Source organism: Paenibacillus sp. 598K, from assembly GCF_003851045.1.
GTDB lineage: Bacteria > Bacillota > Bacilli > Paenibacillales > Paenibacillaceae > Paenibacillus_D.
Map to the genome: position 1 here is coordinate 1 of NZ_BFBX01000075.1, position 14,431 is coordinate 14,431.

The following is a 14,431-nucleotide window of genomic DNA, read 5'->3' on the forward strand; positions in this document are numbered from 1 at the left end:
ACGCTGCAAGGGAACAACCTGGAGCTGCTCAAGCAGCATCACAATGTGTTCACTGCCGAAAATGCGATGAAGCCGGACGCCATGTACAACGCCAGTCGCGAGTACACGCCGGACGCTGCGGTGTCGCTCGTCGACAAGGCGCTGGCCGAAGGAATGAAGGTGCATGGCCACGTACTCATCTGGCACAGCCAGAGTCCAGGATGGCTCCCGACGACAGACCCGGCAGGGCTGGATCTGGAGACCGAGGGGCTGAGCGAGCGCGATGCAGCACTCGTACGGATGAAAGCTCATATTACGCGCGTCGTGGAGACGTTCGGGGACAAGGTCATCTCCTGGGATGTCGTCAACGAAGCGATCCGTGACAACCCGTCCAATCCGGATGACTGGAAAAATGCACTGCGCATGGGCGAAGCGGCCTGGAATCAGGCGATCGGCCCTGATTATATCGAGATGGCCTTCCGTTATGCGAAGGAGGCGCTCGAGAAAAATGGTTGGGACGATGTCAAGCTCTACTACAACGACTATAACGAGGACACGCGGAGCAAGGCGATCGCAATCGCCAGCATGGTCAAGGAGCTGAACGACAAGTACGCCAAGGAGCATCCGGGCAAGCTGCTGATCGACGGCATCGGCATGCAGGCGCACTACAACAGCGGCACGAGAATCGCCAATGTGCAGTGGTCGCTCGAGACGTTCATCGATCTTGGCGTGGAGGTCAGCGTCAGCGAGCTGGACATCCAGTCCGGCGATAGCAGAGTGCAGACCGATGCGCAAAAGATCGCGCAAGGCAATCAGTATGCGCAGCTGTTCGAGCTCTACAAAAAGCATGCGGATAACATCGCCCGCGTCACCTTCTGGGGCATCAACGACACCGCCAGCTGGCGCGTGGAGACGAGTCCATTGATCTTCGACGGCAGAATGCAAGCCAAGCCGGCTTACTATGCGGTCGCCGATCCAGCTGCCTTCCTGGAGGAGCATGGACAGACCGGTGGCGAAGTAGAAGTCAGGAAGTCCACTGCGTTCTTCGGAACGCCGACGATCGACGGCACTGTCGATGCAGCGTGGGAGAAAGCGCCGGCGCTGCCGATCAGCCGCTATCAGACGGCGCACAACGGCGCGAAGGGAACGGCCCGCGTGCTGTGGGACAGCAACAATCTGTATGTCCTGGTGCAGGTGACCAATAACCAGACGCTCGACAAGAGCAGCGCCGCAGCGCATGAACAGGATTCCGTGGAAGTATTCGTAGATCAGAAAAATCTCAAATCCGCGGTCTATGAGGCGGGTGTTGGCCAGTACCGGGTCAACTTCGACAACGAGACCTCGTTTAATCCGGATGGCATCGGCGAGAACGTGACGTCCGTGACGAAGGTCGAAGGAACGAATTATACGGTCGAGCTGAAAATCCCGCTCACGGAGATCGATCCGAAGGCCGAGCAGGAGATCGGATTTGACGTACAGATCAACGACGGCGAGTCCGGCGCGCGCAGAAGCGTCGCGACCTGGAACGACACGAGCGGTCAGGGCTACAATGACCCGTCCGTATTCGGTGTACTGACCCTGAAGTCGGACGCGCCGCCGCCGACCAACAATAATGGGAACTGGTACCTGCCGCCGGTGACACAGCCGGAAACGTCTGAATCGACAGACGGACCGACGGTCACAGTGGATGCCGAGGGACGCGCTACTGCGACGGTGAGCGCAGAGAACGTAGCCAAGGCGGTCAGCGAGATGAAGCAAGGCACGCTAAAGCTGAAGATCGCCACGGGCGATGAGGTCCGTCAAGTGACGGTGACGCTGCCGGCAGCGCAGCTGCTGGCTGCCAAGAAGGCGGGTGCCGAGCGCCTCGATATCTCGTCCGGACTAGCCTCTGTACAACTGCCTGTATCGTTGTTCGAGGGTATCGCTGACGATGCGACGATCGAGCTGACGATCAAGGCTGTCGACCGCGCCGCATTGCCAGCCGGTGTGCGGGCCCAGATCGGATCGCATCAAGTCTATGATTTCACGCTGAAGGTGGCTGGCGAGCTGCTGAGCGACTTTGGCAGCCATCCGGTCAAGGTGAGCCTGCCGTATGCACTGCAGTCCGGCGAGCAGCCGGAGCAGGTCGTCGTCTACTACGTAGCGGACAACGGTCAGCTCGAGGTCATCAAACCCGGACGCTACAATGCCGAGACTGGCCAAGCCGAGTTCAACGCCAAGCACTTTAGCCAATACACAGCCTTTGCCAATCTGCTTCACTTCGCGGATACCCAGTCGATCGCCTGGGCGCGCGAGAGCGTCGGCGCTTTGGCGGCGAGAGGCATCATCAATGGGTTCAACGCGCAGCAGTTTGGCCCGCATCAGCAGGTCACCCGGGCGCAATTTATCCAGATGCTCGTGAACACGATGGATCTGCAGCAGGCCGATGCAGTCAGCACGTACAGCGATGTGAAGCCGGACGCCTGGTATGCAGGCGCTGTCGCATCGGCGCAGCAGCTCGGCATCGTAACCGGCCTGCCGGACGGCTCGTTCGGCGTCCATGCGCCGATCACCCGTGCGGAGATGGCGACGATGACGTATCGGGCGATTCAGGCGACGGGTGTCGCGCTGCCTGAGGGTGCGACGAGTATTGCCTTCCGCGACGCACAATCGATTCCGGTCTATGCTCGTGACGCTGTAGCAGCGCTGCAGCAGGCAGAGCTCATCAGCGGCATCGGCAATCAGACGTTTAACCCTGCCGGCACAGCGACACGCGCGCAAGCAGCCGTGCTCCTGTACAATCTGCTGAAGTCGCTGTAGGAGGAGCTTCCAAGCGGCTGCATTTGGATCGTATAGGATTCAGCAAGTGGACGCTGCATCAAAGCTTAACAAATTTGTGTGACAAATTTGTGTTGACAGGAAATTGAAGCGGTGTTAAAGTTGCAAATAGCTTTTGACATTTGATTCGGAGAAGAAAGGAGGTTGCGTTCGTATGGATACCAATGTTGTATTTGCAGGGCATGGCATGCATTTTGCGGTACACAGCGGCGTAATCTCCTTGCGTAAGGGCCAGGGGCGGGACGGTCAGTAATCGTTCCGGCTTTTGGCGGGCGCATGGATTACGTCGGGCATCGACGTAGTCATGCGCCCTTTTTGTGCTCTGAGGCGCCGGATTCCCGTTTGCGGACATCCGGCGGCATCAGGACTCTCAGGGAGAGCGCATCGCTTGCGGCGATGCGCTCTTTTGGTTTCCGATTGGGTTGTCAGATTGCACAGGGACCTGCGGGTCTCTCCCCCTGGCGAGCCGGGCTGCGCTCATCCAAAGGATGGCGCAAGCCGCTTTGCCGGAGGGATTTTGGTGACAAAGGGTGAGGAAGTATGTTTGTTGTTCTGAAAAAGTTAAACTGGTTTTTTGCGATGCACTGGAAGCGATATGCCGTCGCGGTGACGCTGCTGGTGCTGGTCGGCCTGCTCGAGGTGATCCCGCCCTGGCTGATCGGCTACACGATCGACGGCATCTCGCTCGGCACGCTGAGCGATCCGGAATTTTACAACGTCCTGCTGCTGTGGGGCGGCATTACGGTCGTAGGCTACATCATGACGTACTTCTGGTTCTATCAGCTGTTCGGCGGCTCCTTCGTACTCGAGCGCCTGATGCGCTCGCGCCTGATGCGGCACTTCATGCGGATGACGCCGACCTTCTACGAGCGCAACCGGACCGGCGATCTGATGGCGCGTGCGACCAACGATCTCGGCGCGATCGCTACGACTGCGGGCTTCGGCATCCTGACGCTGATCGACTCGACGCTGTTCATGCTGACGATCCTCGCGGTCATGAGCATCCTGATCAGCTGGAAGCTGACGCTCGCGGCGCTCTTGCCGCTGCCGCTGGTGGCGATCGTGATGCGGGTGCTCGGCAAGAAGATCCACGAGCGGTTCATGGATGCGCAGGATGCCTTCGGCGAGCTGAACGACCAGGTGCTGGAGTCGGTGTCGGGGGTGCGCGTGACGCGAGCCTTCGTACAGGAGGAGGCGAGCGGGGAGCGATTCCGGGCCAAAACGACCGAGGTGCTCGGTCGCAATATCCAGGTGGCGCGCATCGACGCGCTGTTCGAGCCGACGATGAAGATCCTCGTCGGACTGAGCTATCTGATCGGCTTGGGCTATGGCGGTTACCTTGTCTTCCGCAGCGAGATCACGCTCGGCGAGCTGGTATCGTTTAACGTCTTCCTCGGGATGCTCATCTGGCCGATGTTCGCGATCGGCGAGCTGATCAACATTATGCAGCGCGGCAACGCCTCGCTCGACCGCGTCCAGGAGACGCTCGGCTATCCGGAGGATGTGCGGGAAGCCGCGGAGCCGGTGCGCACCGGGCTGCCGGAGGAGATCGTCTTCCGCGACGTCAGCTTCCGCTACCCGTCGTCGGCGACCGATAATCTGCAGCATATCTCGCTTACGCTGCGGCGCGGGCAGACGCTTGGCATCGTCGGCCGCACGGGCAGCGGCAAGACGACGCTGCTCAAGCAGCTGCTGCGCGAGTATCCGAGCGGCAGCGGCGAGCTGACCGTCAACGGGACGCCGCTGGATCAGCTGGCGAGCGAGCAGTTGCTGGGCTGGATCGGCTATGTGCCGCAGCAGCCGGTGCTGTTCTCCCGCTCGATCCGCGACAACATCCTGTTCGGTCTGCCGGAGGCGACCGAGGACGATCTGCAGCGGGCGCTGGAGCGAGCCTCCTTTGCCAAGGATATCGCGCATCTGCCGGACGGCCTGGAGACGATGGTCGGCGAGAAGGGCGTCGCTCTCTCGGGCGGGCAAAAGCAGCGGGTCAGCATCGCTCGCGCGATCATCGCCGATCCGGAGATCCTGCTGCTCGACGACACGCTATCGGCGGTCGACGCCAAGACCGAGGCCGAGATCATCGAAGGCATCCGCGAGGAGCGGGCGGGCAAGACGACGCTCATCACGACGCACCGCCTCTCGGCTGTGCAGCATGCCGACCATATCCTCGTCCTCGACGAGGGCCGCATCGTCGAGCAGGGCACGCATGAGCAGCTGCTGGCGCGCGGCGGCTGGTACAAGGAACAGTACGACCGCCAGCAGCTCGAATCGCTGCTCGACTAGCCAAGCAACAATACGATTTAAGAAGAGGACCAACCTCTATAAGGGTGTGACAAGATATATGGAAAAACTAAACCAATCCAAACCAAGCACCGGCCGGCGCTTATGGAATTACGCGCTGCTGTTCAAAAAGCCGATCCTGATCGCGCTGACGATGCTGATCCTGGCTGTCGCGGCGGAGCTGACCGGCCCATTCATCGCCAAGCGGATGATCGACCGCAACATCCTCGGCATCGAGCAGCGATGGCATGTCGTCGAGCAGGAGATGCCTTATGCGGTGGAGTTGGACGGCCGCTGGTACAAGCGGGAGGATCACTTCGAGGCGGGCGAGTCCAAGGGCGACACGTTGCGCATCCTCCAGGCGGGTCGCAGCTTCTACTGGATCGAGGGCGATATCGCTTTTGACGGCAGCCGGACAGCGACAGGCGGCACGCTGACGATCACCAGCCGGGATCAGCAACAGACGGTCAGCTATCCGGCGCAGCCGCTGACGCGCGAGCAGCTCTTCGCCTTTTACCGGCCGGAGCTGCGCGACTTCCTGCTGCTGGCAGGGCTGTACTTCGGCCTGCTGGTGGTGGCGGGCATCTTCACCTACTGGCAGCGTCTGCTGCTGCAGACGTCGGCCAACCGGATCGTCAAGCGGATGCGCGACGACGTCTTCGCCCACACGCAGCGGCTGCCGGTGTCCTATTATGACAAGCTGGCGGCAGGCCAGGTCGTCTCGCGCGTGACCAACGATACCGAAGCGATCCGCGAGCTGTTCGTCGCTGTATTGGCGAACTTCTTCACAGCAGGGGTCTACATGACCGGCATCTATGCGGCGCTGTTCATCCTCGATCCGAGGCTGGCGCTGCTGGCGGTACCGCTGGTGCCGATCCTGATCGTCTGGATCATCGTCTACCGTCGGTACGCCGCCCACTACAACGGCGTCATCCGCGCCAAGCTGAGCGAGCTGAATGCGATGATCAACGAGTCGATCTCGGGCATGCCGATCATCCGCGCCTTCCGGCGGCAGAAGGAGATGACCGAGGAGTTCGAGGCGGTCAGCAGCCACTATTATACGTACCAGAACAAGCTGCTGAATCTGAACTCCGTCACCTCGCACAATCTGGTCAACGTCGTGCGCAACGTGCTGTTCCTCGTCCTCATCTGGATGTATTGGGGAGATTGGCTCGGTACGGTGGTGTCCGTCGGTGTCCTGTACGCATTCGTCGACTATATGAACCGGATGTTCCAGCCGATTGTCGGCATCGTCAATCAGCTCTCCAACCTGGAGACGGCGCGCGTGTCCGCCAAGCGGGTATTCGCGCTGATGGACGAGGAGGGCGTCGACGTCGACAACCGGCCGATCCCTCGCTATCGCGGCGAGGTCGCCTTCGAGCATGTCTCCTTTGCCTACAAGGGCGACGAGCTCGTGCTGCGCGACATCGACTTCACCGCCCGCTCGGGCGAGACGGTCGCGCTCGTCGGCCATACCGGATCAGGCAAGAGCTCGATCCTCAATCTGCTGTTCCGCTTCTACGAGCTGCGGCAAGGCCGGATCACGGTAGACGGCATCGATATCCGCGAGCTGTCGCGCCAACAGCTGCGTCAGCATATGGGTATCGTGCTCCAGGACCCGTTCCTCTATACCGGCACGATCGCCTCCAACGTCAGCCTCGACAACCCGGCGATCAGCCGCGAGCGGATCGAGCAGGCGCTGCGCGACGTCGGCGCCTACGATGCCTTCATGGCACTGCCGCAGGGCATCGATACGCCGGTCATCGAGAAGGGCAGCACGCTGTCGGCGGGGCAGCGGCAGCTCATCTCGTTTGCCAGAGCGCTGGCGTACGATCCGGCGATCCTCATCCTCGATGAGGCGACGGCGAGCATCGACACCGAGACCGAGTCGATCATCCAGCGGGCGTTGGAGGTGCTCAAGAAGGGCCGGACGACCTTCGTTATCGCGCACCGACTCTCGACGATCCGTCAGGCCGAGCAGATCCTCGTGCTCGACCGCGGCCGGATCGCCGAGCAGGGCGATCACGACGAGCTGATGCGGCAGGGCGGCAAGTATTACGCGATGTACCAGCTCCAGCAGGGCGCAGTAGTGAGTGCCTAGCGCTGCGTAGCATTTGAACTTTATTAACGCTCGCCCTGAACGCTTAATTGCGCGAAGGGGCGAGCGTTAGCTTTGTAGACGGGCAGGCGGTGGCGTCGATCGTCCATGAAAAAAATCAATCAGCGATGCCGTCAATTGCTGCTGGGCCTTGCTGATGAACCGGTCCGCATAATACATCAATTCCAGGTGGCGGCAGGGAGCAGGCTCAGCGATCGGCACGGATACGATGTCGGGCCATTCGGGGTGTTGCTTTAACAGATCCCTCGGTTGTATGGCCGCACCGATGCCTGCCGCAACTAGCTGTAGCAGGGAGGAAGCGGAACCTGCCTCCATCACCGTATTTAATTCAAATCCTTGTTCCCGGCATACGTCATCCACCAAATCCCTGCCCAGATAACCCTTCGGGTACATGACGAGCGCGTGCTGAGTCAGTTCTTCGAGCATCACCTCGTGTCTCTGGGCCAATACATGGGAAGAATGGACGAACAAATCGTACGACTCGCTGCCCAGCGGAATCTGCATCAGCCGTTTATCCACGGGTCCGCGAAGTCCAATACCGAGATCCACTTTATGCGCAAGCACTTCTTCCCTGACATGGATCGTCGAGTATGCGCGCAGGTTGGTCTCGGGATATAACTTCTTGAAGGCAACAAAGAGCGGCACCAGATGAAAATCGAGATCGGAGGGCAAAGCGGCTAGCCGCACCGTCCCGCGCTTCTCGGATAATAGCTCCTGGATCGCTTGCTTGGCATCCATTTCGGCTTGAAGCATTTTCATGCCGTATTGATGCAATAGCCGGCCGGCCTCGGTTGCGATTACTTTTTTGCCGATCCGGTCGAACAGAGGCGTCCCCACCTCTGCCTCCAGCAGACGAATTTGCTGGCTGAGCGTCGGCTGTGAGATGCCCAGAAGCTCCGCAGCCTTGGTGAAATGAAGATGCTCGAAGACCGCCATGAAATACGTTATATTACGGGTATCCATTTCCTGTTCTCCTTCGATTGATAGTATTATACTATCATAATAATAAGAATAATTGGATTGATCAATAGTCCTCCCGAAGGTATACTCGAATGGAATTCACAAGTATCCTAAGGGGAGGGCTATCAGTGCGAAAATCTATCTATATCTTGGCGTTGATCTTGGCGGCAATTAATCTGCGACCGATCATTACCTCTGTAGCCTCCATGCTGGGCATTCTTCAATCCGAGCTTGGCATTAACGCGTTGACTGCCAGTCTGCTGACCACGCTGCCCGTATTGTGTATGGGACTGTTTGCTCCGGTTGCTGCTTGGCTGAGTCAACGGTATGGTCTGGAGCGATCGCTGTATATATCCTTGCTTCTCATCACGCTTGCTACGGCGCTGCGGGGCATAGACCGGTCTGTATCCCTGCTGATGGTTACGGCTCTTGCCGGAGGGGTGGGGATCAGCTTCGCCGGTCCTTTGTTATCCAGCTTCATCAAAAAGTATTTCCCGGCTCGTCCCGGAATGGTCAGTATTTACTCGGTATCGATGACGATTGGGGCAGCGCTCGCTTCGGGCTTGACTCTCCCGATCTATACGCAAAGTCAGCATAACCTGCCATTAACCTTGTCCACTTGGGCGCTTCCAGGCGTTGCCGCTCTGGTCGTCTGGACGGCCATGCTCCGCAACAAGCGAACGGCCGCTAACGGGAGCAACCGACTCAAACTGCCGTTTGGCAACAAAAAGGCGATTCAGTTCACCTTGTTCTTCGGCTTCATGGCCAGCATGTTCTATGCCTTGACGGCATGGATTTCGCCGATTGCGCTCAGTTTCGGATACAGTCCGCAAGAGGCAGCGATGATGCTCACTGCGTTCACGCTCATTCAGATCCCTGTTTCGCTGCTCATTCCGGGTCTAGTCAGACGCCTGGGAAGGATCAAATTGCTGCTTGTCGGATGCAGTATGATGGAACTGATAGGTCTAGGATTGCTGCTGTGGCCTGTTCCCATGCTTCCAGCCGTTCTGCTGCTGGGCATAGGCGCGGGCGGATTATTCCCTCTGGGGCTGATGCTACCTGTTATGGAGACTCGCAGCCCTGAGGAAGCCGGGACCTGGGCTGCGATGTCGCAGATGGGAGGTTACACGATGGGGGCCCTTGGCCCGCTGTTCATCGGCTGGATCTATGATCTGAGCGGACACTATAACGCATCCATCACGGCTATGCTGGTCATTGTGCTGCTGATGATGGGCGTGCAATTGTCCATTTCCATTAAGTCTCAGAAGGGATTGAGCTGAGGATGCAAAAAGACGACATCTTTTCGGAGGAGCCGAAGGATGTCGTCTTTGTGATGCATTGTCGTATGGATGCGATTAGTACGTACGGATGCGATTAGTAATAGATATAATTATTCACTTCCTGTCCAGAGAAGATGGCCAAGGCGAGGACGATGAAGAGCAGCAGCAGACCGTACAGCGCCGTGCCGATAATGCCGGTGACCAGTCCGGCTACTGCCATGCCGCGACCTTGCTCTTGCCGGAGACGGATTTCTTTGAAGGACATCGAGGCAAAGACGATTGCGACGATTCCGATGAGGAAACCGATGTAAGGAATGACGATCGACAGGATGCCAAGCACTAGAGAGACAATCGACTTGCCATTGGTTCTAGGCGGTATATAGGGTGGATAGGGCGGATAATTGCTATAAGGCTGCTGCGACTGATGGGGATCGTAGGGATCGTTGTATGCTTGATTTGATTCATTATCGTTAGGATAACGTTCCATAACTCGGTTTCCTCCTAGGTATATCTATTAGCTTCATTATATCCAGTTGGCTCCTTTGTTTCTACATATTTCGTGTCCCAGATTCAATCGGGCCTGTTCTCGTTTAATTCTATTGAAGGGACTTCGTGAATATGACGTATGGAGGAGGGGATGCGGGTGAAGAGTTGGAAGGTCAAAGCGGCAACTGCTGCGCTGACGCTCACGCTGGTCGCGCCGACAGCAGCGCTGGCCTATGTGCCTGAGGATGCAGCGCTCGTCGGCGTAGGGGAACGAGACATTCTGCTGGCGGGGCTAGCCGTCCAGCGTGCGAACGGGCCGTTGCCGACGGAGTCGAAGTTAACGGAGGAGTCGCGCCTGCACGAACCGGGAGAGCATTCAAGCCTGCATGATCCGGTAGCGGAGCCGAGCTTGCATGATCCGATGGAGCCGCGGCCATCGGAGGAGCCGAGTCTGCATGAACCGGTGGAGTCGCAGCCGTCGGAGGAGCCGAGCTTGCATGAGCCGATGGAGTCGCATCCGGCGATGGTCGTCGAGATGGCGCTGGGGAGCGAACTCCTGACGATCAACGGCCAGCAGGTGACGATGGACATCGTGCCTGTTGTCCACAAGGGCGCTACATACATACCGCTGCGGTACCTCGCCGAGGCGCTCGGCGCCGAGGTGGGTTGGGATCAGGAGGCTCGGGTGACGATTCTTCAGGTCGGCGAGCGTGAGGCGAGATTTTGGGCCAACCGAACGTTCATGGAGCTGGACGGCATCCAGCGCCACTTCGCCACGCCGATCCTCGTCCAGGACGGCCGCACGCTCGTACCGGTCCGCTTTATCGCCGAGCTGTTCGGCTGGCAGGTCGCATTTAGCGAGAGGGGCGGGACGATCACGCTGACGTTGACGCAATAGCGCAGCGAGGATGACGCCTGCTTCCAGAAGCTGTATAATAGGCAAGACGTCTGCCCCGCAGCAGACGTTTTGCCTATTTACTGTTTTGGGCTGTTAAGAGGCTGTTTTGGGCGTGTCTGAATGCCCGCCGAGGGGCGGGGGGCGCCGCGCCGCTCATCGGGCCAGCGGCCCCGATCTGTGCGAAAAATCGCACAAGTGGCGCCGCAAAGCGCCTCGGCGGCCCTGATCTGTGCGAAAAATCGCATAAGTGGCGCCGCAAAGCGCCTCGGCGGCCCTGATCTGTGCGAAAAATCGCACAAGTGGCGCCGCAAAGCGCCTCGGCGGCCCTGATCTGTGCGAAAAATCGCACAAATCGCGCCGCTAGCGACCGAACGGCCCCGATCTGTGCGAAAAATCGCACAAGTGGCGCCGCAAAGCGCCTCGGCGGCCCCGGTCTGTGCGAAAAATCGCACAAATCGCGTCTCACTCCGTCTCGTCGCAAATAAACGTACTATTGCATTTGGAGGTTTGCTTAGCTATGCGCAGATCCGCTACATTTTTGAAACCGTATACGTGGGCGATGGTGCTGGCGCTGCTGCTCATGCTGGTCGAGCTGGTCGTCGAGCTCTGGCATCCGCTATTGCTGGCGCAGGTGATCGATGACGGCATCCTGGCCGACGACGCTGCGGCGGTGCTGCGTCTGGGCGGCTGGATGGTCGGCATCGCGCTGGCTGGTTTTGTCGCGGGTATCCTCAACTCTTATCTGGCGGCGCATGTCAGTCAAGGCTACGGCTACGACATTCGCAAGCGGATGTTCGCGACGATCCAGCAGCTTTCCTTTGCGGGGTTCAGCCGCTTCTCGACGGCGACGCTGATCACCCGCCTGACGAGCGACGTCACGCAGCTGCAAAATCTCGTCTTCATGGGCTTGCGCATCCTCCCGCGCGCGCCGCTCATCATGCTGGGCGGACTGATCCTCTCGCTGCTCGTCAATGCGCGCCTAGCGCTTATCCTGCTCGTCGTCACGCCGCTGCTGCTCGGTCTGCTTGTCTGGATTATGAACCGCGCCTTCCGTCTGTTCGAGTCGGTCCAGGAGCGGCTCGATCGGACCAACGGCATCCTGCGGGACAATCTGGGCGGCATGCGGCTGATCCGGGCATTCGTCCGTCGGGTCCATGAGATCGCCCGCTTCGCCCGCGCCAACACCGAGCTGCGGGACCGGACAGCAAGCGCCCTGCGGACGATCGAGCTGACGCTGCCGCTTATGCTGCTCGTCATGAACCTCTCGATCTTGGTCGTGCTCTGGCTCGGCCAGGAGGCGGTGCGCAGCTCCGACATCGCGGTCGGCGACGTGGTCGCGATCGTCAACTACGCGACCCGGATTACAGGCGCGTTCCACGTCGTTTCTTTTATTATGACAGGGATCTCGCGCGCTTATGCCTCCAGTGGCCGCATCGAGGAGGTGCTGGCGGCGGAGCCGGATATCGTCGATCATCCGCAGGCCGATCCGAGTCTTCGGATCGCGGGCGGCGAGCTGAGCTTCAGCGGCGTCAGCTTCCGCTACCCGGGCACTGACAGGCCAGCACTCGAAGCGCTGACCTTCACGGTGAAGGCTGGGCAGACGGCAGCGATCCTCGGTGCGACCGGCTCCGGCAAGTCGTCGTTGTTCCAGTTGATCCCGCGACTGTACGATGTCGACGAGGGCACGATCCGCATCGACGGACACGATATCCGCAACTATACGCTGGCGCAGCTGCGGCGGGGGATCGGCTACGTGCCGCAGGAGGCGCTGCTGTTCACCGGGACCGTGGCGCATAACCTGCGCTGGGGCAAGGAGGACGCGACAGAGGAGGAGCTGCGGCAGGCGGCGGTCGACGCCCAGATCCACGAGACGATCGCCGATCTGTCGGCAGGCTATGAGACGATGCTCGGGCAGAAGGGGGTCAATCTCTCGGGCGGCCAGAAGCAGCGGCTCTCGATCGCTCGGTCGCTCATCCGGCGGCCCCGCCTGCTCATGCTCGATGACAGCACGAGCGCGCTCGACGCCCGCACCGAGGCGCAGCTGATGGCGGCGCTCGGCCGCTATCCTTGTACGACGCTGCTCATCACGCAGAAGATCTCGACGGCGATGGAGGCCGACACGATCCTGCTGCTGGAGGACGGGCGGCTACTCGCCCAGGGCACGCACGAGGAGCTGCTGCGGACGACGCCGCTGTATCGGCAGATCGTCCGCTCCCAATCCGAACAGGAGGTGGCGACATGACGGTTGACGGCACAGCTACACCGAAGGTCAAGGACTGGCGCAGCACACTGCGCCGCATCTGGCTCTATCTCTCCTCGCATCGGCAGCTGCTCTGGATGATCCTGCTGATGGTGCTGGCCAGCTCGTTGTTCGGGCTGCTGGCGCCATTCCTGCTCGGACTGGCGATCGACCGGCTGGCCATGGCGGGACCGGAGGGTAATCTGATGTGGCTGCTGCTGGCGCTCGGCGGCAGCTACGCGCTCTATTCCTTAACCGTCTGGCTGCAGAATTACTGGATGATCGGCGTCGCCCAACAGGCGGTGTACCGGATGCGGGAGGATTTGTTCGGTCAGCTGCATCGGCTGCCGGTGTCCTTCTTCTCACGTCGCCAGCATGGAGAGCTGATGAGCCGACTGACCAACGATATCGAGAATGTCAGCCAGACGCTGAACACCTCCTTCATCCAGCTCTCCTCTAGCCTGCTCACCTTCGTCGGCATGCTCGGGCTCATGCTCTATCTCAGTCCGCTGCTGACGCTCATCACGCTCGCCGTCGTACCGCTGATGTACGTCGGGATGCGATGGATCACGAAGCGCACCAACCGCTACTTCAAGGAGCAGCAGCGCAACCTGGGCGAGCTCAACGGCTTCGTCGAGGAGACGCTGTCCGGCCAGCGGGTCGTGACGACGCTCTCGCAGGAGCAGCAGGTGATCGAGGGCTTCGAGGCGCGCAATGCCCGTCTGCGCATCGCCGGCTACTGGGCGCAGACGTATACCGGCTTCATCCCGAAGCTGATGAATATGCTCAACAACGTCAGCTTCGCCGTCATCGCCGGCGCTGGCGGCGTCATGGCTGTCCAAGGGGCGATCTCGATCGGGGTCATCGTCACCTTCACCGAGTACGCACGTCAGTTCACGCGACCGCTCAACGATCTGGCCAATCAGTTCAACACCTTCCTCTCGGCGATCGCGGGAGCGGAGCGGGTGTTCGAGATCCTGGACGAGGAGGTGGAGGAGGCCGACGAGCAGGAGGCGCGTACACTCGCAGAGGTGCGCGGCGAGATCATCTTCGACCGCGTCTCCTTTGGGTACGAGGCGGGAAGGCCGATTCTGAGCGAGGTCAGCTTCCGGGCGGCGCCCGGCGAGACGCTCGCCCTCGTCGGACCGACGGGAGCGGGCAAGACGACGGTCATCCAGCTGCTCTCGCGCTTCTATGATTCCGATAGCGGCGTCATCTCCCTCGACGGACACGACCTGCGCGAGGTGAAACGGACCAGCTTGCGCAGCCATATCGGTTATGTGCTGCAGGATACGTTCCTGTTCGCGGGGACGATCCGCGACAACATCCGCTACGGCAGGCTGGAGGCCGACGACGCCGAGGTGGAGGCGGCC

General features: G+C 60.1%; 9 protein-coding genes. 7 read left to right on the top strand and 2 right to left on the bottom strand.

Annotation, left to right across the window (positions count from 1 at the left end; genetic code table 11):
* The 3 genes from PA598K_RS21395 to PA598K_RS21405 form a co-directional block, all read left to right on the top strand.
* Nucleotides 1-2,778: endo-1,4-beta-xylanase (locus PA598K_RS21395; protein WP_128658917.1), on the top strand; the 2,778-nt coding region annotated here is incomplete at its 5' end.
* A gap of 558 nt (nucleotides 2,779-3,336) precedes the next feature.
* Nucleotides 3,337-5,079, top strand: a complete 1,743-nt coding sequence (locus tag PA598K_RS21400; protein ID WP_128658918.1) for an ABC transporter ATP-binding protein — start codon at nucleotides 3,337-3,339, stop codon at nucleotides 5,077-5,079.
* 58 nt (nucleotides 5,080-5,137) lie between these two features.
* Complete coding sequence (locus PA598K_RS21405) at nucleotides 5,138-7,177, top strand: ABC transporter ATP-binding protein (RefSeq protein WP_128658919.1); 2,040 nt, start codon at nucleotides 5,138-5,140, stop codon at nucleotides 7,175-7,177.
* 66 nt (nucleotides 7,178-7,243) lie between these two features.
* On the opposite strand, the gene PA598K_RS21410 is transcribed toward PA598K_RS21405, so the two are convergent.
* Entirely contained in the window at nucleotides 7,244-8,158 is a 915-nt protein-coding gene (locus PA598K_RS21410; protein WP_128658920.1) for a LysR family transcriptional regulator, read from the bottom strand.
* Nucleotides 8,159-8,283: 125 nt separating this feature from the next.
* Here PA598K_RS21410 and PA598K_RS21415 point away from each other — a divergent pair, with 125 nt between their 5' ends.
* Nucleotides 8,284-9,435 (top strand): MFS transporter, encoded by a 1,152-nt coding sequence (locus tag PA598K_RS21415; RefSeq protein ID WP_128658921.1) that lies wholly within the window; start codon nucleotides 8,284-8,286, stop codon nucleotides 9,433-9,435.
* 94 nt (nucleotides 9,436-9,529) lie between these two features.
* Here the strand turns inward: PA598K_RS21415 and PA598K_RS21420 are convergent, their stop codons facing one another.
* Nucleotides 9,530-9,922 carry a DUF4190 domain-containing protein gene (locus PA598K_RS21420; RefSeq protein ID WP_128658922.1) on the bottom strand — a complete coding sequence of 131 codons (393 nt, stop codon included), beginning with the start codon at nucleotides 9,920-9,922 and terminating at the stop codon, nucleotides 9,530-9,532.
* Between the two features lie 156 nt (nucleotides 9,923-10,078).
* On the opposite strand from PA598K_RS21420, the gene PA598K_RS21425 reads away from it, so the two are divergent.
* The 3 genes from PA598K_RS21425 to PA598K_RS21435 form a co-directional block, all read left to right on the top strand.
* The gene (locus PA598K_RS21425) at nucleotides 10,079-10,819 is read left to right on the top strand and encodes a copper amine oxidase N-terminal domain-containing protein (protein WP_185602143.1); all 741 of its coding nucleotides are present in this window, start codon (nucleotides 10,079-10,081) and stop codon (nucleotides 10,817-10,819) included.
* A 517-nt stretch (nucleotides 10,820-11,336) separates the two neighbouring features.
* Nucleotides 11,337-13,061 (top strand): ABC transporter ATP-binding protein, encoded by a 1,725-nt coding sequence (locus PA598K_RS21430; RefSeq protein WP_128658924.1) that lies wholly within the window; start codon nucleotides 11,337-11,339, stop codon nucleotides 13,059-13,061.
* Nucleotides 13,058-14,431: ABC transporter ATP-binding protein (locus PA598K_RS21435; RefSeq protein ID WP_260405532.1), on the top strand; the 1,374-nt coding region annotated here is incomplete at its 3' end. The genes PA598K_RS21430 and PA598K_RS21435, both read left to right, overlap by 4 nt.

Coding starts and splice junctions, on each gene's coding strand:
- PA598K_RS21400 (WP_128658918.1), top strand. CDS start 3,337: ATGTTTGTTGTTCTGAAAAAGTTAAACTGGTTTTTTGCGATGCACTGG.
- PA598K_RS21405 (WP_128658919.1), top strand. CDS start 5,138: ATGGAAAAACTAAACCAATCCAAACCAAGCACCGGCCGGCGCTTATGG.
- PA598K_RS21410 (WP_128658920.1), bottom strand. CDS start 8,158: ATGGATACCCGTAATATAACGTATTTCATGGCGGTCTTCGAGCATCTT.
- PA598K_RS21420 (WP_128658922.1), bottom strand. CDS start 9,922: ATGGAACGTTATCCTAACGATAATGAATCAAATCAAGCATACAACGAT.
- PA598K_RS21430 (WP_128658924.1), top strand. CDS start 11,337: ATGCGCAGATCCGCTACATTTTTGAAACCGTATACGTGGGCGATGGTG.